The 19,136-nt window shown below is 71.4% G+C and carries 20 protein-coding genes; 14 read left to right on the top strand and 6 right to left on the bottom strand.

The window, feature by feature from the left end; all coding sequences use genetic code 11:
- Positions 1 to 137 precede the first annotated feature (137 nt).
- Positions 138 to 644, top strand: a complete 507-nt coding sequence (locus tag F4561_RS28365) for an LURP-one-related/scramblase family protein (protein ID WP_184585335.1) — start codon at positions 138 to 140, stop codon at positions 642 to 644.
- Here the strand turns inward: F4561_RS28365 and F4561_RS28360 are convergent.
- Positions 641 to 1,465 carry a class I SAM-dependent methyltransferase gene (locus F4561_RS28360; RefSeq protein ID WP_184584754.1) on the bottom strand — a complete coding sequence of 275 codons (825 nt, stop codon included), beginning with the start codon at positions 1,463 to 1,465 and terminating at the stop codon, positions 641 to 643. The genes F4561_RS28365 and F4561_RS28360 overlap by 4 nt on opposite strands.
- Positions 1,466 to 1,539: 74 nt before the next feature.
- Between F4561_RS28360 and F4561_RS28355 the strand changes: the two genes are divergently transcribed.
- Positions 1,540 to 2,130: a TetR/AcrR family transcriptional regulator gene (locus F4561_RS28355; RefSeq protein ID WP_184584752.1), complete on the top strand. Its 591-nt coding sequence runs from the start codon at positions 1,540 to 1,542 to the stop codon at positions 2,128 to 2,130.
- Positions 2,131 to 2,455: 325 nt separating this feature from the next.
- Here the strand turns inward: F4561_RS28355 and F4561_RS28350 are convergent, their stop codons facing one another.
- Positions 2,456 to 2,773 carry a putative quinol monooxygenase gene (locus F4561_RS28350; RefSeq protein WP_246438175.1) on the bottom strand — a complete coding sequence of 106 codons (318 nt, stop codon included), beginning with the start codon at positions 2,771 to 2,773 and terminating at the stop codon, positions 2,456 to 2,458.
- 214 nt (positions 2,774 to 2,987) lie between these two features.
- Here F4561_RS28350 and F4561_RS28345 point away from each other — a divergent pair, with 214 nt between their 5' ends.
- Positions 2,988 to 4,055: a winged helix DNA-binding domain-containing protein gene (locus tag F4561_RS28345; protein ID WP_184584750.1), complete on the top strand. Its 1,068-nt coding sequence runs from the start codon at positions 2,988 to 2,990 to the stop codon at positions 4,053 to 4,055.
- A gap of 15 nt (positions 4,056 to 4,070) precedes the next feature.
- On the opposite strand, the gene F4561_RS28340 is transcribed toward F4561_RS28345, so the two are convergent.
- Positions 4,071 to 4,244, bottom strand: coding sequence for a hypothetical protein (locus tag F4561_RS28340; RefSeq protein WP_184584749.1), 174 nt, complete (start codon positions 4,242 to 4,244; stop codon positions 4,071 to 4,073).
- A 224-nt stretch (positions 4,245 to 4,468) separates the two neighbouring features.
- Between F4561_RS28340 and F4561_RS28335 the strand changes: the two genes are divergently transcribed.
- Positions 4,469 to 5,698, top strand: coding sequence for an alpha/beta hydrolase (locus F4561_RS28335; protein WP_184584748.1), 1,230 nt, complete (start codon positions 4,469 to 4,471; stop codon positions 5,696 to 5,698).
- Positions 5,699 to 5,713: 15 nt separating this feature from the next.
- A complete protein-coding gene (locus F4561_RS28330; RefSeq protein ID WP_184584747.1) occupies positions 5,714 to 6,730 on the top strand; it encodes a hypothetical protein in 1,017 nt (338 codons plus the stop codon).
- A gap of 47 nt (positions 6,731 to 6,777) precedes the next feature.
- Here F4561_RS28330 and F4561_RS28325 read toward each other — a convergent pair whose 3' ends face one another.
- Positions 6,778 to 8,181, bottom strand: a complete 1,404-nt coding sequence (locus tag F4561_RS28325) for an aldehyde dehydrogenase family protein (protein ID WP_184584745.1) — start codon at positions 8,179 to 8,181, stop codon at positions 6,778 to 6,780.
- Between the two features lie 18 nt (positions 8,182 to 8,199).
- Positions 8,200 to 9,003: a glucose 1-dehydrogenase gene (locus F4561_RS28320; protein WP_184584743.1), complete on the bottom strand. Its 804-nt coding sequence runs from the start codon at positions 9,001 to 9,003 to the stop codon at positions 8,200 to 8,202.
- Between the two features lie 85 nt (positions 9,004 to 9,088).
- Between F4561_RS28320 and F4561_RS28315 the strand changes: the two genes are divergently transcribed.
- The 3 genes from F4561_RS28315 to F4561_RS28305 are packed head-to-tail and all read left to right on the top strand — an operon-like array spanning position 9,089 to position 11,555.
- Complete coding sequence (locus tag F4561_RS28315) at positions 9,089 to 9,418, top strand: Zn-ribbon domain-containing OB-fold protein (protein ID WP_184584741.1); 330 nt, start codon at positions 9,089 to 9,091, stop codon at positions 9,416 to 9,418.
- Positions 9,415 to 10,545 carry a thiolase family protein gene (locus F4561_RS28310; RefSeq protein ID WP_184584739.1) on the top strand — a complete coding sequence of 377 codons (1,131 nt, stop codon included), beginning with the start codon at positions 9,415 to 9,417 and terminating at the stop codon, positions 10,543 to 10,545. The genes F4561_RS28315 and F4561_RS28310 overlap by 4 nt, the downstream gene beginning before the upstream one ends.
- Positions 10,542 to 11,555 carry a TIGR03617 family F420-dependent LLM class oxidoreductase gene (locus F4561_RS28305; RefSeq protein WP_184584737.1) on the top strand — a complete coding sequence of 338 codons (1,014 nt, stop codon included), beginning with the start codon at positions 10,542 to 10,544 and terminating at the stop codon, positions 11,553 to 11,555. Before F4561_RS28310 ends, F4561_RS28305 begins: the two co-directional genes overlap by 4 nt.
- Positions 11,556 to 11,559: 4 nt before the next feature.
- Here F4561_RS28305 and F4561_RS28300 read toward each other — a convergent pair whose 3' ends face one another.
- The gene (locus F4561_RS28300; protein WP_184584735.1) at positions 11,560 to 12,174 is read right to left on the bottom strand and encodes a TetR/AcrR family transcriptional regulator; all 615 of its coding nucleotides are present in this window, start codon (positions 12,172 to 12,174) and stop codon (positions 11,560 to 11,562) included.
- Positions 12,175 to 12,343: 169 nt separating this feature from the next.
- On the opposite strand from F4561_RS28300, the gene F4561_RS28295 reads away from it, so the two are divergent.
- The 6 genes from F4561_RS28295 (at position 12,344) to F4561_RS28270 (ending at position 19,135) form a co-directional block, all read left to right on the top strand.
- Positions 12,344 to 13,135 carry an SDR family NAD(P)-dependent oxidoreductase gene (locus F4561_RS28295; protein WP_184584732.1) on the top strand — a complete coding sequence of 264 codons (792 nt, stop codon included), beginning with the start codon at positions 12,344 to 12,346 and terminating at the stop codon, positions 13,133 to 13,135.
- A 24-nt stretch (positions 13,136 to 13,159) separates the two neighbouring features.
- The gene (locus F4561_RS28290) at positions 13,160 to 13,924 is read left to right on the top strand and encodes a crotonase/enoyl-CoA hydratase family protein (protein ID WP_184584730.1); all 765 of its coding nucleotides are present in this window, start codon (positions 13,160 to 13,162) and stop codon (positions 13,922 to 13,924) included.
- A gap of 212 nt (positions 13,925 to 14,136) precedes the next feature.
- Positions 14,137 to 15,657, top strand: coding sequence for a class I adenylate-forming enzyme family protein (locus F4561_RS28285; RefSeq protein WP_184584728.1), 1,521 nt, complete (start codon positions 14,137 to 14,139; stop codon positions 15,655 to 15,657).
- An 18-nt stretch (positions 15,658 to 15,675) separates the two neighbouring features.
- Positions 15,676 to 17,286 carry an ABC transporter substrate-binding protein gene (locus tag F4561_RS28280; RefSeq protein ID WP_184584726.1) on the top strand — a complete coding sequence of 537 codons (1,611 nt, stop codon included), beginning with the start codon at positions 15,676 to 15,678 and terminating at the stop codon, positions 17,284 to 17,286.
- Entirely contained in the window at positions 17,283 to 18,233 is a 951-nt protein-coding gene (locus F4561_RS28275; protein WP_184584724.1) for an ABC transporter permease, read from the top strand. Before F4561_RS28280 ends, F4561_RS28275 begins: the two co-directional genes overlap by 4 nt.
- Complete coding sequence (locus F4561_RS28270; protein ID WP_221446360.1) at positions 18,230 to 19,135, top strand: ABC transporter permease; 906 nt, start codon at positions 18,230 to 18,232, stop codon at positions 19,133 to 19,135. Before F4561_RS28275 ends, F4561_RS28270 begins: the two co-directional genes overlap by 4 nt.
- Position 19,136: the final 1 nt, after the last annotated feature.

The following is a 19,136-nucleotide window of genomic DNA, read 5'->3' as shown; positions in this document are numbered from 1 at the left end:
CCGGTGTTCCGCTGACCTGGCCGTAGGCGGCCGCGCCTACCGGCGGTCCTCGCTTGACGCCCTCAGCGGACGGCGGTTGGGTGGCAGCAATCGCCGCCTCGCTGGCCGGTGAGGCGGGAGGCGACAAGGGGGCGCTCGTGAAGTTCGTGGTGCGGGAACGCGTTTTCGACATCGGAGACGACTACTGGGTGGAGGACGAGAACGGCCAGCGCGTTTTCCTGGTCGACGGCAAGGCGCTGCGGCTCCGCCAGACCTTCGAACTGAAGGACACCGAGGGCAACGAGCTCGCGGTCATCCGCAAGAAGTTGTTCAAACTGCGCGACACGATGGAGATCGAGCGCGCCGGCGACACCGCGGCCACCGTCCGCAAGCGGATGTTCAACCCGATCAAGGACAAGCTCGTCGTTGAGCTGGCCGATGGTCCCGAGTGGGAGGTCACCGGGGACTTCCTCGACAAGGAGTACACCATCGGCGACGACGGGGGGCCGGTCGCGCACGTCTCCCGCAAGTGGTTCCGGCTGCGCGACACCTACGCGGTGGACGTCAACACCTTCCGCACGGACGCGGGTGGTGACCCCGCGCTGGTGATCAGCGTCGCCGTGTGCGTGGACATCATGACCGGCGACGAGGACGACGACGATTAGCCGGTGCGCACCGCTGTGCCGGCCACCGTGGTGTAGTGCACCGTGAAGCGGCCCCCGAGCGCGTCGATGGCGGCCCCGATTCCCTCCAGCACCCGTGCCAGCGTGTCCGGCGGGAGCCGGGTGAAGGCGCCGGATGTGGGGAGCTGGTCCAGCCACTCGTCCCGGGTGTACACCTGCTCCCACTCGAACCGCCACTGCTCCGGCTCGCCGAACCAGCCCGTTTCCCGGATGCCGTCGGCGGCCTTGGCGAACAGCGCCTCGTAGCCGTCCAGGGGCCGCATGGTGCTCATCTGGCGGCTGATCGGGGAGTCGGGCATGCTCCGCTGGTAGACCTCGGCGAAGGCCTCCGCCGCATCGGGGGAGGGCTGGGGCACGTGCGAGAAGATCGCCAGCATGCCACGGGGCCGCAGCACCTGTGCCGCCTTTACCGAGCCCGCGGCCGGGTCCACCCAGTGCCAGGCCGTTCCGGCGATGACCGCGTCGAAGCTCCGGCCGGCCGGGGCCCACTCTTCGAAGGTCGCCACCTCGGCCTCGACGCCACTGCGCCGCGCGAAGTCGGCCATGCGCGCATCGGGGTCGACCCCGAGTACCGTGCAGCCGGCCGCCTGGAACTGCCGGGCCGCGATGCCGGTGCCGCAACCGACGTCGAGGACTTCGGAGCCGGGACTGGCGGCGACGATCCGCTCGACCAGGGTGTCCGGATAACGGGCTCGGGTGCGGTCGTAGCGTTCGGCGTCCACGCCGAACGACTCCGCTGCCTGCCGGGCGTGCTGGGGCTCGTGCTTGGGAGTGTGTGGTTGCTCTGGAGGTATAGTGGGCATGTGCCCACATTAGTGGGCGCATGCCCACTCTGCAATCGGGAGAGCCGGCGAAGCCGGCGAAGGAGGGATGCACGGTGCCGACCGGGGTGCACATCCGCGACGTGCGCGAGCAGTTGTTCGGCGCCGCCGAGCGCGTCCTGCTCCGGGACGGACCGAACGCGCTGACCAGCCGGGCGGTCACCACGGAGGCGGGCTGCGCCAAGGGTGTGCTGCACCGGCACTTCGCCGACTTCGACGCTTTTCTCGCGGAGCTCGTCCTGGACCGCATCAGCCGGATCGACACCCAGGCCGCCGACCTGCGCGACTCCGTCGGGGCCGGCACCGTCGCCGAGACCCTCACCCGGGCGCTCCTCGACGTGTTCGGGCCGCTCGCGGTGGCGGTCGTCGGCCTGGTCACCTTCCGCGACGAGCTGCGCGCCCGACTGCGCCAGGCCAGGTCGGCCGGCGGCGTCCCGATCCTCAGTGAAGCGACGGCCATGATCGCCAGCTACCTCAGCGCCGAGCGCGACCTGGGCCGCGTCGCGGCCGACGCTGACGTCGACACGCTTGCCGCAACGCTCATCGGGGCGGCGCACCTGCTGTTCGCCGACCAGGACGACGCCCCCGGGAACGAAGCCGTCCACAGGGTTGTGAACACTGTCCTCGCCGGGGCGCTGGCACAGTAGTTTCGAGCCCGGCCGCATGGTGTGGCCGGGTGCGCGCGCCAGCGAACCAGGAGCTTCCCCCGTGCTCAGCGATGGTTCACGGCGCCGCTCCACCGCGTCCAGCCCTGCGCGGCACCTCCGGGACCGCCTCCGTCCCAGTAGGAGAAAGGCCCCGCCCGGGACAGTGCCATCGCCCGGCGCGGCCACGGCTGTTGTCGGCGGGGCCGCCCAAGAGCCGATCTCATTTGGTCGCGTCACGTGCGACCAGAGCGTCCTTTCGGAGCACCACAACGCCCTCGCCAGACGGTTGCACCACAGGCGAGGGCGATGTCTCCGGCGGAACCCGTCAGTCGAAGGGCGGCCCGGTATGCGAGATCTCGTGCTTGAGTACCTGGTCGCCCTTGATGTCGACGGACACGGAGGGACGCGGTGCCGCCGCCCGGAAGGCGTCGAGGGCCTCCTGCGACTCCCAGTGCTCGAAGTTGTTCACGCGGCCCGGCTCGATCGGGTCGGGCGAGATGGACAAGTCGAGGCAGCCAGGGCAACTGCGGGCTGCCTCCACGATGGGGCGGTGCCCCTCGACAAAGCGGTCCCTGTCCTTGGGGTCCACATACAACTTACCGGCAACGATCACCGACATGCCGCTCTTTCCCTTCTCTCGCATCCCCAGGGACGTAGCCTTCCGGCAAGGGCTGGCCGAATAGCCGCAACCCACGTGTGTGGACTTCCGACATCCGCGAAACTCATCGTCATCACGGCACCCAACCTAGCGATCACGCCAGTTGAGACGACCTCTAAGCTGGGCGGTACCGATCGTTTGAGGAACGGAAGGGGTGCCGGCCGAGCGGCGCTGTGCGTCGGGCCGCGCGTGGTGAGGCATGACCACATCGCACGAGATCGCCCTGCTCAGGCTCGCCGCGCAGCGGTTGGCCGGTCCGGGTGAGGATTCCGCGGCCGGTGCCGTGCGCTGGCTGACCGCGCTGCAGGCCCAGGACTACCGGGGCCTGCTCACCTCCGTGGCGCTGCGGACCGCCCCGCGCACCCGCGCGGCCGTGCACGCGGCGCTCGACGCGGGCGAGGTCGTCAAGTCGTGGCCCATGCGCGGCACCCTGCACCTTGTGCTCGCCGAGGACCTGCCGTGGCTGCTCGACCTGCTGGCGCCGCGGATCCTTCGGCAGTCCGCCCGCCGGCGTGCCGAGCTGGGACTGGACGAGCCCATCCTGGAGCGCGCCCGGGAAATCGCCAGTGAGGCGCTGCGGGGCGGCCGCCGGCTCCGGCGCGCCGAGCTGCTCGCCGCCTGGGACGAGGGCGGCGTGCCGACCACGGGACAGCGCGGTTACCACATGCTCGCCCACCTCGGGCTGACCGGCACGCTGTGCTTCGGTCCCGCGCATCCGGACCGCGACGAGCAGCTTGTCGTGCTCATCGAGGAGTGGATCCCGCACCCGCGCCGCCCGCAGCGCGACGAGGCGCTCGGCGAGCTGGCCACCCGGTACTTCGGCGGCCACGGCCCGGCCACCGCCAAGGACTTCACGCGCTGGGCCGGCATCACCGCCGCCGACACGCGGACCGCGCTCGCGGGCGCCCGCCCGCGACTCGCCACCCTTGCGGTGGACGGGGCCGAGTACCTCATGGACCCGGGAACTCCCGACCTGCTTGACCGCGTCCGGAGCGAGGCGCGCGGCGTGTTCCTACTGCCGGGCTTCGACGAGTTCGTGCTCGGCTACGGCGACCGCGGCGCCGTGCTGCCAGCCGAGCACGCCGAGCGGCTCGTCCCCGGGAAGAACGGCATGTTCCGGTCCACGGTCGTGAGTGACGGCCGGATCATCGGGACCTGGAAGCGCGCCGGGAGCGGGTCCGCGAGCACGGTGGACGCCACCCCGTTCGACGCGTTCCCCAGTGGGGTCGCCGAGCAGATCCCGCGGCTGTACGCGGCACTACCGTAACCGGCCGCGCCCGCGTCAGCCGAACACCTCCAGGAGGACAACGACGAGCGCGATGCACGCCAGGGCGATGACCACCACCCAGCAGCCGACGTTCCCGGTGGGCCCCGGGTCGCGGGTCGGGGTGCGCGGGATGTCGTGCTTACCCCTGCCCGATCCGCGCGGTCGTCCTGACTTCTTCCGGCTAGCCATCCTGAGCGCTTCCTCACCACGCCGCGTCGCCCGCATCTGACGGCCCGAGCCTACGCGCCGGACACCGAGGCCCGGTAGTGGACCCGGGAGACGCATTCGGCAGGGGCGGGTACCCCGATCGCGATGCGCTGCCGGGACCCAGGCGCGGGCCCGCCTTCGGGGCCGCGCTGGCCAGCCGGGTGCCAGGCGCGGAACTGGGGGCAGTCCGGGCGCGTTGGGCCAGCATGGACAACACACAGCACCAGCGCTTGGGGCGTCGGCTCGGCCGTATGCCCGGGGTGCGCACAGTGCCCCGGCCGGTGGAGCCGCACGGCGGCGAGTTCGACCTCACCTACATCCGCGAGGGCACACCCGGTGGCACCCCGCTGCTGATCCTCCCAGGAGGCCCCGGACTGGCCTCGGTGCTGCCGTACCGCGGGGTGCGCCGAGCCGCGGTACAGCGCGGGTTCGAGGTGGTGATGGTCGAGCACCGGGGAGTGGGCCTGTCCCGCACCGACCGCGCGGGCGCCGACCTGCCCATGGACGCGATGACCGTGGCGGCCGTGCTCGGAGACCTGGTGGCGGTGCTGGATGACTGCGGCTGGGAACGGGCGGTCGTCTACGGCAGCTCCTACGGCGGCTACCTGGCGCAGGCGCTGGGAGCGCGGCACCCGGAGCGGGTGTCGGCCATGGTCCTCGACTCGGCGACCTCGGACTCCGTTGGGGAGGGCCTGCAGCGGAGCCACCTGCGCCGGCTGTTCTGGCGGGGCGAGGAGCACGAGACCGCCGCCGCGGCCGCCGCGGTCCGCCACCTGGTCGAGGAAAGAGCCGTCCCGGTGGAGGAGACGGGGGTGGTGGTTCCGGTGGCCTACGAGCTGGGCGGCGCGGGGCTGGTGGAGCGGCTGCTGGAGGCGGTACGCGGCGGCCGCGTGCGGACCTGGAACCGCATCCGGGACCTGGGCGGCAAGGAGGTCCAGCGCCGCCACCCGTACTACATGGAGTTTGACCTGGCCGGGGCGATCTACTACCGGGAGCTCGGCAAGGAGCTGCCCGACGGGCAGGCCCTGGACCCCTACGTGCTCTTCGACCGCGAGGCGGAGCGGTTCCCGGCGTTCGCCGGGGAGCCGGTGGACCTGGCCGCCGCCCTGCCGGCCTTCACCTGGCCGACCGCGGTGCTGTCCGGCAGGCGGGACATGCGCAGCGTGCCCCCGGCGGCGCAACGCACCGCGGAGCTGTTGCCCGACGGCGTGCTGGTTCCCTTCGAGAACTCGGCGCACAGCTTCCTGGACTTCCACCCGCGGGTGGCGCTCACCGCGGCAGCGGCCACCGCCAACGCCGCCCACACCCGCCTCCCCCGGCTCGCCGCCCGCTTGGAGGGCCTTCCCCGCCCGGCGAGCGCACACCTGCTGGGCCCGATGCTGTCGGCGGGCGCGACCGTCGACCGCGCCCTGGCCGCCTCCCCACTCACGAGTTGAGGTCCCGGGACCCGGATGACCGACATTGACCCGGGCGCACCTCGCGGCGTCCGCGCGGTGGTGATACGGGCCCGGAATCCGGCCATCGGTTCCGCCGCTGTCGTCGTGCACGTGTGGATCGTCTACTTGCTCACCCGTTTGGGGCTCGCTCTCGAAGCGGGGGTCAGCGGGACCACCGACCCGGTGACCTTCCCGACCTTCAGCGCCGTCACCCTTGTCGTCTGGGGGCTGGCCGCCGTCCCCGTCCCGTACTCGGCGAGCCTCCTGCGGTCGTTGGGGGACCGTTCCGGCTGGGTGCCGGCCACTGTGCTCCCGCTGGCGAGTCTCGTCCTGGTGCTTCCGATCAGCATGGCGTGGCGGGCGCAGAACGGTCACGTGCCCGATCCGGTCTCGCTCACGGTTGGTACGGCGGTGCTCAGCTTCCTGGTCCTCCGGTGGCGTCTGACCGGAGCGCGGCTGCCCCTACGGGCCCCTCTCGCTGTTGCGGCCAGCCTCGCGACTGCCCTGTCCCTGGCGTTCGCCACGGTCGTCGTGGAGGTGTACGTGTTCGACTGGAGGGCGGGCGAGCGCGTTGACAGCCTCACCCTTGGGGTTCTCGACAACGGCGACTGGGAGATCCAGTCGGTTTACGCGGTAAGGGCCCAGCTTGATGACACCGCTCATCCGGGAATCGAAGTGAGGTACCACAACCCCGAGACGGGCGGCGGTCTCCGGGTGTCCAGCTATCCCGAGGAGTACTGGAAGCGCTACGACGACCTGGCTGACTGCGTGTCCGACTGCGAACGGCGGGGTTCGCTGGTGGTGGAGACCTTCATCGATGGGATACGGGTCATTGTCGAGACCGAAGGGCACATGTTCGCTTTCGAACAGCACTCACCGGCCGGTACTGCCGACAGCGTCCTGATCGGTCTCGCCGGCAAGGTCCGACCGGCGACCTCCGCAGAAGAGGAGGACATTCGGCGCGGCCTGGTCGAGAACTCCGTTGGCTACCGTCGGCTCCCGCCGCCAACGGGCGTGCTGGACCGCATCTGACGACCGGAACCCGGTAGTACGCGGCGTCCGGAGTCGAACTCGACCACCTAGAGCGTGTAGCCGGGTGTCGGCCCGTCGAGGGCGCTGACGACCGACTTGACCTGGGTGTAGGTGCGGTGTGCCTCCTCGCCGTTCTCGCGTCCGTACCCGGAGGCGCCGAACCCGCCAAAGGGGACCTGGTCGGAGAGCGCGCGGTAGGTGTTCAGCCAGACCGTGCCCGCGCGCAGGTCGCGGGCGAGGCGGTGGGCGCGTGCGCCGTCGCTGGTCCACACGCCCGCCGCGAGGCCGAACTCGGTGTCGTGCGCCTTGGCGGCGGCGTCGGCCTCGTCCTCGAACGGTGCCACCGCGAGTACGGGACCGAAGATCTCCGCGCGCATGAGGTCCGACCGCGGATCGGCGTCGGCGAAGAGGGTGGGCGGCACGAAGAACCCGCCGCGTAGCCGTTCGTCCGAGGGGAGTTGGGCGGTTGCGAGCATCCGGGCGCCCTGTGCGGTGGCGCGGTCGATCGCCGCGCGGGTCCTGTCCCGCTGCGCCGCGGTCATCTGGGGTCCGACCCGCACGTCCGGGGCGCTGGGGTCGCCGACCACGATGGACTCGACCCGCGCGCGCAGCCGCTCGACGAACGTGTCGTAGATGCCGCGCTGAACGTAGAGCCGGGACCCCGCGATGCACATTTGGCCCGCTGACGCGAAGACCCCGAGCAGCACTCCTTCCAGAGCGGAGTCGAGGTCGGCGTCGGCGAACACGAGCTGCGGCGACTTGCCGCCCAGCTCCAGCACGGCCGGGATGAGGCGTTGGGCGGCGGCGGTCGCCACCGCCCGGCCGCCCTCAGGGCTGCCGGTGAAGGTGACCAGCGCCGTACTGGGATGCTCGATCAGCGCCTGGCCCAGCTCCGGACCGCCGTTGGCGACCTGGACGAGCCCTTCGGGCAGCCCCGCCGCACGCAGCAGCTCGGCCATCCGCATCGCGGTGAGCGGGGTCTCGGGCGCCGGCTTGAGCACGCAGGCGTTCCCGAACGCGACGGACTGCGCCGCCTTCTTGGCGGCCATCCGGACCGGGACGTTCCACGGGGTGACGCCGACGACGACGCCGTAGGGCTCGCGCACGGTGTAGGCGAGGACGTCGGAGGAGACCGGGATGGTGGTGCCGGCCGCCTTGTCGGCCCAGCCCCCGTAGTAGCTGAATGCCTGGGCCGCGCGGTCGGCCTCGCGGCGCCCTTCGGCCGGCGTTCGCCCGGTGTTGCGCGCCTCCAGCTCGCCCAGCTCAGCGGCGTGCGCGGCGAGCAGCCTGCCCGCCTCGACCAGGATGGCCCCCCGGTCGCTCGCCGGCCGGCGGGCCCAGGCGCGCTGGGCCTCGCTGGCGCGGGCGAGGACACTGTCGACGGCGTCCGGTGCGGTGGGTTCGACCTCGGCGATGACCTCGCCGGTGATCGGGGTGTGCACAGCCAGCATGGGGGACCTCCCGGGGTGTCAGGCGCCAGCGGGGTTCGGGCGCGGGTCCTGGTCGTCCAGCCGCAGCGTGTACCCACCGAGCATGCCCCCGTCGAGCACCATCTCCGACGCGGTCATGTAGGAGGACTCCTCCGAGGCCAGGAACACGACAGCCCGAGAGACGTCCAGCGGCTGGGCGATCCGGCCCAGCGGGTACTCGCGCAGCCGCCGCTCGACCGCGCCCGCGCGTTTGGCGCGGTCCAGGAACGGGGTGTCGACCATCGAGACGACCAGGGTGTTGACTCGGATGTCGGCGTCGGCGACGGCCATCGCGGCAGAGCGCGTCATCGCCTGGACGGCGCCCTTGGACGCGGCGTAGGCGATCCCTGAGGCGGGTGGGCGGATGCCGAACGTGGAGGCGGTGTTGATGACGGAGCCGCCGCCGGCGCGGCGCAGCGCCGGGATCGCCGCCCGCATGCCCAGCCAGACGCCTTTCTGGTTGACGTCGATCACCCGGTGCCAGTCGTCCTCGTTCTCGTCCTCGACGCCACCGGCGGCGCTGATGCCCGCGTTGTTTACCAGGACGTCGAGGTGTCCGAATGTCCGCTCGGCGAACCCGACAGCGGCGCGCCACTGGTCGTCGAACCGGACGTCGAGGGGGACGGCCCGGACGTCCAGGTCCTGCTCGCGCAGGCTCTCGGCGAGCGTCTGGCCCTCGTCGTCGCGAATGTCGCCGAGCACCACCTTCGCGCCGTGCTCGGCGAGGACCCGCGCGTGTGACGCGCCCTGTCCGCCGGCTCCCCCGCTCACCAGTGCCACTCGACCAGTCAGCCGTCCCGCCATGTGGCCCTCCCGCCAACGTCCACGCCGTGCCGGGACAGTAACAAACTTCTTGAACTGCCAGCAAGTTTTTGGCATGCTGGACGGCATGACAACAGCGAAAGGGCTCGCCGGTACGCGCTGCGTCCACTGCGGGTACCGCTCCTTCCCCTGGCAGGACTACGGCTGCGAGAGCTGCGGCAGCGAGCGGCTCGCCCGCATCGAGCTGCGCGGCGCCGGAACGCTGGTCGCGGCCGCGACCGTGCACCGGCACGCCGGACAGGACGGCGCAGCCCCGTTCACGGCGGTCTCCGTGCGGCTCGACGACGGGCCGTCCGTCATCGGGCTGCTGGACCACCCCGGCGAACCGGAACCGGGAGTCCGCGTGCACGCGGTACGGGCCGGCGGCGAGGTGCGGTTCGCCGAGGAGGCGGCATGACCCGGCCGGTCTACGTCGCCGGTGTCGGCCTGCACCGGTACCAGCGCTCATCCGAGGCCTCGTTCGTGACACTCGGCCTGGCCGCGGTGCGGGCCGCCCTCGCCGACGCCGGCGCCGAGTGGTCCGACGTGCAGGGCGTCTACACGGGCACGACCCGGCTCGGGATGGCGGTGTCCCGGCCGATGCTGCGCCACCTGGGCGCCACGGGGGTCGCCATGACCCAGGTGGAGAACGCCTCGGCGTCCAGCTCCTCGGCGTTCCGGCTCGCCTGCATGGAAGTCTCCTCCGGGGAGGCCGACATCGTTCTGGCGATGGGGGTCGACAAGCCCGGCCCCTCCTCGCGTGCCGAGAGCCGCACCGGGCTGACCGGGCTGGCCGATGGCCACGTCGTCCCGTTCACCCGGTTCGCCATGCTCGCCAACGAGTACATGCACCGGCACGGCGCCACACCCGAGCAGGTGGCCGCCGTCGCGGTGAAGAACCACCGCAACGGGGCGCGCAACCCGTACGCGCACCACCAGAAGGAGCGCGACCTCGCCGAGGTCCTGGACGCCGAACCGGTCGCGGGCACGCTGACCAAGTGGCAGTGCTGCCCGGTCGGTGAGGGCGCCTCGGCGGTGGTCGTCGCCTCGGAGGACGCGCTCGCGCGGCTGGGCGGCGACCCGTCCCGCGCGGTACGGGTCCGCGCGTCGGCGCAGCGCAGCGAGCGGCTTTACGGAGACGGCGACTTCGATGTCGAGATCACCAGGGAGACCACCGCGGAGGCACTCCACCGGGCCGCGGTCCGACCCGCCGATCTCGACGTCATCGAGCTGCACGACGCCTTCGCGATCGAGGAGCTGCGCTACGTCGAGGCCATGGGGTTGTGCGCCGATGGCCAGGCCGCCGGGCGGCTCGCCGATGGCGAGTTCGACGTCGGCGGCCGCTGCGCGGTCAGTCCCTCGGGCGGGCTGATCGCCATGGGGCACCCCATCGGGCCGACCGGAACGGGACAGATCGCCGAGGTCGCGCGGCAGCTCCGGGGCGAGGCGGGCGACCGCCAGCAGCCCGGCGCCCGCCTTGGTCTGGCGCACATGGTGGGGGTGGGCGCGGTCTGCGTCGTGCACGTCCTTGAGGCGGCGGAATGAGAGTGGACGCCCGCCTCGATCCCGGCCCCGAAGCCGCGGCCCAGGCCGCGGAGCTGGAGGCCGCCGGCTACGACGGGCTGTGGGTACGCGAGGCGCGGCACGACCCGTTCGTGTCGCTCGCGCTCGCGTGCCCGGCGACCTCCCGGGCCAGGCTGGGCACCGGTGTGGCGATCGCGTTCGCCCGCACCCCCATGTCCCTGGCGTACGCGGCCAACGACCTGATGCTGGCCTCGGGCGGCCGGTTCGTGCTCGGCCTGGGCAGCCAGGTTCGCGCGCACGTCGAACGCCGGTTCTCCATGCCGTGGAGCCACCCGGCGGACCGGATGGGCGAGTTCGTCACGGCGATGCGGGCCATCTGGCACGCGTGGGACACGGGGGAGCGGCTGCGGTTCGAGGGTGAGTTCTACCGGCACACCCTGATGCCCCCGGCGTTCGCGCCCGACCGGAATCCCTACGGGCAGCCGCCCGTTTTCCTGGCCGCCGTGGGAACCCGGATGGCGCGGACCGCCGGGCGGGTGGCCGACGGCCTGCTGGTGCACGCCTTCAGCACACCCCGGTACCTGGGCCAGACGACGCTGCCCGCCTTCGAAGAGGGGTTGGCGGCAGCCGGGCGTTCCCGGGCGGACGCGGCGGTCTCCATGCCGGTGTTCGTGGCCACCGGCGAGACCGAGGAGGAGTTCGCGGCGGCCACCGCGGAACTGCGCCGCCAGGTCGCCTTCTACGGCAGTACCCCCGCCTACCGGGCGGTCCTGGACCTGCACGGGTGGGGAGCGCTGGCCGACGCGCTGCACGAGCTGTCGCGGCGGGACGACCCCCGCCGCTGGGAGTGGATGGCCGAGCTGGTCGACGACACCGTACTCGCGGAGTTCGTGGTCAGCGGAGCCCCAGAGGAGGCGGGGCGCGAGGTCGCGCGGCGCTACGCCGGGCTGGTCGACCGGCTCAGCCTCTACACGGCGTCCGGAACCGGACCCGCCACGCTCGCGCGGGTGACGTCGGGCATCCGAGGGTGAGCCATCACGGGGCGAGGCTGCGCCGGGTCATGTCCAGGGCCCTGCGCTTGGCGGCGGCGAGGTCGAAGCCGTCCGGGTCGACGAGCCACTGGAGCGTGATGCCGCGGAGCAGTGCCTCGAACAGACCGGCCTCGACTGCGGGGTCCGCATCGGGGCGGACCGTGCCGTCCTCGGTGCCCTTGGTCAGCCAGCCGCGGAACTGGCCGCGCATGACCGCGTTGAGTGACTGGGACGCGGGGCGCAGCTCCGGCAGTTCCCCGAGGGACTCGACCATCAGCACCAGCAGCACCTTGTGCCGGTCGGGCTGCGAACCGAGCCTGTCCAGGTAGGTCTCGATCATTCGCAGGATGGAGTCCAGGCCCGACAGGTCACCCGAGTCGAGCCGGTTGACCACCTGGTTGATGTAGTCGTCGCGGATGCCGCTGATGATCGCCTCAAGGAGGCCCTGCTTGCCCCCGAAGTGGTATCCCACCAGCCCGCGGCTGAGGCCGGCGACCTCCTGGATGCGGGCCACCGTCATGTTGCGGTAGCCCTCGTCGGCGAGGACCTTGATGCCCGCTTCGATGATGCGCCTCCGCGAGGCCTCGGTGCGCTCCCCCTGGGTGGCGTGCGCAGCCATGCGGCTCCCTCCGATCCGTTCATCCGATGTCTTACGCGCTGGTATTTCGCTGATCGTACAGCAACTCACAGTTACGGCCGCACACGCGAGTCTCTTCTTGCCAGGACGCAGAACGGGATTCTAGGATGGCTAAGTCGACTGAACGTACAGCAAGTTTTTTGGGGGTACGGTGCACGACCTGCTCGATATCAAGGGACGCACGGCACTGGTCACCGGGGCCGGTCAGGGGGTGGGCCGACGGGTGGTGCTGCACCTCGCCGAGCACGGCGCCGGAGCCGTCATCGTCAACGACTACCGAGCCGAGCGCGCCGAGGCCGTGGCCGCCGAGGTCGAGGCGCTGGGGGTGCGGGCGGTTCCCGCGGCCTGCGACGTGAGCGATCTGGGCGCGGTCCAGACGATGGTGCGCCAGGCCACCGAGAGTGCCGGCGCCCCGGTCGACATCCTGGTCAACAACGCCGGGAACGCCGGCCCGAACCCGACCGAGGCCATGAGCCGGCCCTTCTGGGAGCAGCGGCCCGACGAGTGGAACGGCTTCCTCGGGACGAACCTCTACGGCGTCCTCAACACCACGCACTCCACGGTCGGGGAGATGATCGACCGGGAGTACGGCCGCATCGTCAACGTGGTCTCCGACGCCGCCAGGTTCGGGGAGAAGGGGCGCGAGTCCTACTCCGCCGCGAAGGCCGGCGCCGCCGGTTTCACCCGGTCCCTGGCGGCCAGCGCGGGCCGCTACGGGGTCACGGCCAACTGCGTCTCGCTCGCCGCCACGCGGACGCCGCGGACCGCCGACCGGCTTGAGGACGAGCAGCTCCAGGCCGCCATCATGAAGCGCTACATCATCCGCCGCCCGGGGGAGCCCGAGGACGCCGCGAACATGATCCTGTTCCTGTGCTCCGACGCCGCTAGCTGGGTGACCGGGCAGACGTTCCCGGTCAACGGGGGATACTCGTTCGCCCTGTAACCCTCGACGACGAGAGAGGCCGGCATGACCATCGAACAGCAGCGCCGGGGCGCCACCGGCGTCATCACGCTGAACCGCCCGCACGTGTACAACGCTATCGACCTCGCCCTGCGCACCGACCTGGAGAACGCGGTCCGGGAGTTCGAGTCCGACCCGGAGACGGCGGCGATCGTGCTCACCGGAGCGGGCGGGAACTTCTCCTCCGGCCGCGACCTCAAGGCCGCCGCGCGCGGCGAACCGTCCTACCCCAGCAGGCAGGCCCAGACCTCCGGTTTCTCCCGGACGTCGGCCAGTAAGCCGGTCATCGCGGCCATCGAGGGCTACGCGCTGGCGGGAGGCTTCGAGCTGGCGCTGAGCTGCGACCTCCTCGTCGCCGCCCGGGACGCGAAGTTCGGTCTGCCGGAGGTGAGCCGGAACCTCGTGGCGGTCGGTGGCGGGCTGATCCGGCTCCCGCGCCGCATGCCCTACCACGCGGCCATGATGATGGCGCTGACCGGCGACCACTACGGGGCGGAGGACCTGGCCGGATGGGGAGTGGTCAGCACCCTGGCCGAGCCCGGCGGGGCGCTGGACGCCGCGGTCGCGCTCGCGGAGCGGATCGGCCGCAACGGGCCCACCGCGGTCCGCGCGACCAAGGAGATCGTGCGGCGCTGCTACGAGTGGGGCAGCGAGGCCGACGCCTTCGACGCCCAGACGGCCATAGCGCAGCCCGCACTCGACTCCCGGGACCGTGAGGAGGGGCTGCGCGCCTTCGCCGAACGCCGCGATCCCACCTGGAACCAACGGTGAGCTGCCCGGGCATCGGGTAGCGGGCGCGGCCGTCCGGGCCGCGCCCAGGGGCGGCGGCCCCGCTGTGGGGTGCGGGGACGACCGCACACCCCTGATGAGAAAACTTGCTAGATGTACAATAAGTTTGTTACTGTGCTGCACACCACGCGCCGATGTGATCTCGGACATAGTGGCGTCGCACACTCCGTGAGACCGAGAGGAAGCGACCTGGTATGGCGATACGGGGACCCGAGTACTGGGCGAGCGAGCGGCCGGACCGCGTCGCCGTCGTCGACGGCGGCCACACGCTCACCTGGGCGCAGTGGGACGACCGGGCCAACCGGCTGGCCGAGGCGCTCAGCCAGCGCGGGGTCGGAGCGGGCACCCGGGTCGGGGTCGCACTGTCCAACCGCCTGGAGTGGCTGGTCCTGAACGCCGCGCTCGCCAAGCTCAGCGCGGTGCACGTCGCGATGAACGCGCGCGCCACCGGGCCCGAGATGGCCTACCTGGCCGGCGACAGTGCTGCCGGGGCCGTGGTGCTCGACGCCGATGCCCCGGAGCCCGCCGTCGAAGGGCTGCGATCCGCGGGCGCCGAGCTGGTCGCCGTCCTCGCCGACCCGGTGCCGCGGGGCTGCGTCGGCCTCGATGCGCTGTGCGCCGAGGGGGTTCCGGTCCCCCGGGTCGCGGACGCGTTCGCGTCACTGGCCGTCTACACCTCCGGCACCACCGGCCGGCCCAAAGGGGCCCTCCGCACCCCCTCGACCGCGGATCCGCGCGTCGCCGCCGAGTACCGGGAGTCCACAGCCCGCGGCGACCTCCACGGGGACGACTACCGCGCCCTGATCAACATGCCCCTGCACCACGCGTCCGGCCCCAAACAGGTGCAGAACGCCGTCACCGCGGGCGGCCTGACCGTGCTGCAGCGCAGGTTCGACGCCGAGGAGGCGCTGGCCCTGATCGAGCGGCACCGCATCACGGCGTGGCGGGCGGTGCCGACGATGGTGCGGCGCGTCCTGGACCTGCCTCGCGCCGTTGCCCGGCGCTACGACGTCTCCTCGCTCCGGGAACTCTCCGTGGGCGGCTCGGCGATCCCCTACGAGGTCAAGCAGCAGGCGATGGACCTTTTCGGCGAGGACATCATCTACGAGGGCTACGGGTGCACCGAGGCGAGCATGATCACCCGGATCGGGCCCGGCGAGCACCGCCGCAAGCCGGACTCGGTGGGCCGCCCCTACCCGCACGTGAGCGTGCGGGTGGTCGATGACGACGACCGCGCACTCCCGCCGGGGGCACCCGGGCACATCCTCGCCTGGACCCCGCTGATGATCTCCGGCTACCTGGGCCACGGCCCGCTTGGACCGGCGGAGCTCTCCGCCGACGGCCACTTCCGCACCGGCGACCTCGGCTACCTCGACGAGGACGGATACCTCTACATCACCGGACGCGCGAAGGACATGATCATCTCGGGCGGCGCCAACGTCTACCCCGCCGAGGTCGAGGCGGTCCTGCGCCGCCACGAAGCCGTCCGCGACGTCGCGGTCGTGGGCGTCGGCGACGACGACCTCGGAGAACGGGTCGTGGCCTTCGTGGAGGCCCCCGCGGGCGCGGACGAGGCGGAACTCGCCGCGCTCTGCGAGCGGGAGCTGGCCGGATACAAGCGGCCGCGCCAGTTCGCCTTCGTCGCCCAGATCCCGCGGAACTCCATGGGCAAGCCGTTGAAGAACCAGCTCAGCGCCGACTCCATCCCCCGTTGAGGCAAAGAAGGAGGAGCCATGTGGATATGGCCCCGACAACCCCGACCGCAGGTACGCGGGCCCTTGCGCGGTACGGCCGCGCTCGCGCTTACCGCGGCCCTCGTGCTGACCGGCTGCGCTCCGAGTGCGCCCGCGTCGACCGCGGCGGGCGGTGAGCACGACACCGAGGGGACCGTCATCTTCTACGACACCTCCGGCCACGCCACCCTCGACCCGGCGACCGCGGCCAACGACCGGAACATGACCAATGGGCTCATGCCGGCCCTCTACGACAACCTGGTCGAGTTCGACGACGACGGGAAGCCGGTACCCGGCCTCGCCACGGACTGGCACTACAACGACGACCTGACCGAGTTCACCCTGGAGATCCGCGAGGGGGTGCGGTTCCACGACGGGGAGACCCTGGACGCCGAGGCCGTCGCCGCCAACTTCGAGCGCAGCATCTCCCTGCTCGACCAGGCGAGCACCACCCTGCACGGCGCGTTCGACTTTGTGACGGAGGTCGAGGTCGTCGACGACCACACGGTCACGATGCACCTGGACCAGCCCAACGGCCAGATCGAGTACTGGCTGGGCAAGGTCGCCGGGATGATGATCAGCCCGCGCGCCATCGAGGAGAGCGGCGACGGACTGGAGCTCGACGCCGTCGGGACCGGCCCCTATAAGTTGTCCAGCTTCGTGCCCAACAACAGGGCCCGGCTGGACCGGTTCGACGACTACTGGGACGGCGCCGAAGGACGACCCGCCCACCTGGAGCACCACCGGGTCAGCGAGGGACAGTCGCGGCTGAACGCGGTGCGCTCGGGCCAGGCCGACCTCTCGCTCATCGCACCCCGCCAGATACCGGAGGCCGAGAACGCCGGGCTCGAAGTGCTGGTCAACGAGAAGAACAGCATCTGGACCATCTACCTCAACATCAACCGCGAGTCGCTGAGCAAGCTCAAGGTCCGCCGGGCCATCATGCACGCCATCGACCGCGAGGGGCTGGCCGAGGCGATCTCCTACGGCAGCGGCAAACCCGCCACCCAGCTCGTCACCGAGCTGTCGCCGATCTATGACGAGGAGCTGGCCGAACGCTACCCCTACGACCCCGAACGCGCGCGGGAGCTGCTCGCCGAAGCCGGCTATGCGGACGGCCTGGAGATCAGCTTCCTGCTGCTGAACACCAGCGAGTACCTGCAGTTGGGCGAGGCCCTGCAGGCGATGCTGGGCGAGGCGGGCATCGACGTGCAGCTCGACGTCATCGACCTCTCGCAGAACCTGATGTTCCGCCCGCCGCACGAACGCGGCGACATCATGATGGTGCGCCGCGGCGCCGGCGCCGACGCGCTTGAGGCGTACCAGGAGGTCGTCAGCTCCTACGGCACCGGTACCCAGGGGGCTCCGGTCACCCCGCGCATCGACGAGCTGGTTGAGGAGGGGCGGCTGATCAACGCCGACGACCCCGACCGCCAGGAGCTACTGGAGGACCTGAACGAGGAGGTGGTGGAGCAGGCGGCCACCTTCCCGGTCATCACCCGGTCCAACGTGTACGCCTACCAGCCCGGTTGTATCACCGGCATCGAGCCGAACGCCGGCTACGTCACGGACAAGCTGGACACCGTCAAGATCGCGGGAGGCTGCTCATGACGACGCTCCGGCTGGTCCTGCGCCGCGTCGCGGCCACCGTGCCGATGCTGATCCTGGTCGCGGTGCTGACCTTCGCCATGGTGAGCCTCACCCCCGGTGACCCCGCCGTCATCATGGCGGGAGAGTCGGCGTCCCCCGAGCTCATCGAGGAGACCCGCGAGAGCATGGGGCTCGACGAGCCGCTGACCGTCCAGTTCGTCAACTGGGTGAGCGGTGCGGCGGTCGGCGACCTCGGGACCTCCTTCGCCGATGAGCGGCCGGTCGCCGACCTCATCCTGGAACGCCTGCCGGTCACCCTCTCGCTGACCTTCGGGTCCGTGCTGATCGGCCTGCTCATCGCGATCCCGGCCGGAGTGTTCGCGGCGGTGCGCCGCGGCTCGCTCGCCGACCGGGCCACCATCTTCCTCACCTCGCTGGGGATCTCCGCGCCCGAGTTCTTCCTCGGCCTGATGATCGTGCTGGTCTTCGCGCTGACCCTGGGGTGGTTCCCGGCCACGGGCTACGTGCCCCTGGTCGAGGATCCCGGCATGTGGGCGCTGCACCTGGTGCTTCCATGCCTGGCTCTCGGGCTGGGAGTGGCGGCCGAGCTGGCCCGGCAGGTGCGCGGCAGCATGCGCGAGGTGCTGGAGCACGACTACATCCAGACGGCTCGCGCGAAGGGGGTATCGACCACGTCCGTACTGGTCAAACACGGGCTGAAGAACGCGGCGGTGCCCGTGGTGACCGTGCTCGGCCTGCAGGTGCGGCGGCTCCTCGGCGGCACCGTGGTCATAGAGCAGGTGTTCATCATGGACGGCGTCGGTGACCTCGCGGTGAGCTCCGTGTTCCAGCGCGACCTCCCGGCGCTCATGGGGATCGCGCTGGTCGCCGCGGTGATCGTGCTCCTCGTCAACCTCGTCGTTGACCTCTCCTACAGCTACTTCGACCCGAAGGTGCGTGTCTCGTGACCACGACCACACCTCCTCCCGCTGTCAACACCGGCCAACCGAACGACGACCTGGACAACACGGCACCCCGGACCTTCTGGCGCCGGCTGGTGGAGAAGCGCGCCGCCATGGTGTCGCTGGTGTTCCTGGCGGCGCTCGCGGTGGTCGCCATCCTGGCGCGGTTCATCGCCCCGCACGACCCGGCGCAGATCAACCTGTACCTGGTGAACGCGGCACCCAGCGCGGACCACCTCCTGGGCACCGACGACCTCGGCCGGGACGTGCTCAGCCGGCTGCTCCACGCGAGCCAGCTCTCGCTCATGGCTCCGCTGCAGGCGGTCTCGATCGCCCTGGTCATCGGGCTCCCCCTGGGGCTGGCCAGCGGCTACCTGGGCGGCCGGGTCGACAACGTCATCATGCGGGTCAACGACGCCATCATGGCGTTCCCGGCGCTGATCCTCGCGGTGGTGATCGTCGGCCTGCTGGGGCCCAGCCTGCCCAACGCGATGACCGCGATCGGCATCGTCTACGGTCCCCGCATCATGCGGGTGGTTCGCGGCAGCGCCCTGTCCGTGCGCGAGGACGTCTACGTCACCGCGGCCCGCGCGATCGGCTGTTCGGGCCTGCGCACCGTGCTGCGGCACATCCTGCCGAACATCCTGGGCCCTCTTGTGGTCCAGGTGACCGTCCTCCTGGGGCACTCCCTGCTGGCCGAGGCCGCGCTGAGCTTCCTCGGCCTGGGTGTCCAGCCTCCCGAGGCGAGCTGGGGAGCGATGCTCGGACGCTCGTTCCCCTACCTCGGTGTCAATCCGGTCCCGCTGATCGCCGCGGGGGTCGTCATCTCGGTGACGGTGCTGTCGTTGAACCTGCTGGGCGACGGGTTGCGAGACTCGGTCGGAGCGGAACGCAAGGAGGGGCGCTGAA

The organism is Lipingzhangella halophila, from assembly GCF_014203805.1.
Taxonomy (GTDB): domain Bacteria; phylum Actinomycetota; class Actinomycetes; order Streptosporangiales; family Streptosporangiaceae; genus Lipingzhangella; species Lipingzhangella halophila.
Note: the sequence above shows the minus strand (reverse complement) of the source record. Positions and strands in the feature narration are given on the sequence as shown.